1 pseudogene is annotated in these 210 nt (G+C 73.8%); it reads left to right on the top strand.

The window, feature by feature from the left end:
• Positions 1–210 (top strand): annotated as a pseudogene (locus tag IF29_RS0141355) (DUF4097 family beta strand repeat-containing protein); the annotation flags it as partial.

The raw sequence follows: 210 nt of genomic DNA, 5'->3' as shown, positions 1-210 counted from the left end.
CCCGCGGCGACATCCGGATCGCCGAAGCCGCGGCCGGCACCGTCGAACTGCTCACCCAGTCCGGCAACATCTCCGTCGCCGCGGCCCCCGGCGTCTCCGCCGCCCTGGACGCCGGCACCGGCCACGGCCGCGTCCACAACTCCCTGAAGAACGACGGCACCACCGCACTGACCATCCAGGCCACCACCTCCCACGGCGACATCACCGCCC

Origin of the sequence: Streptacidiphilus jeojiense (assembly GCF_000719095.1) — a bacterium.
Lineage (GTDB): Bacteria > Actinomycetota > Actinomycetes > Streptomycetales > Streptomycetaceae > Streptacidiphilus > Streptacidiphilus jeojiensis.
The sequence above is the reverse complement of the archived record's forward strand: the minus strand, read 5'-3'. Positions and strand labels throughout refer to the sequence as shown.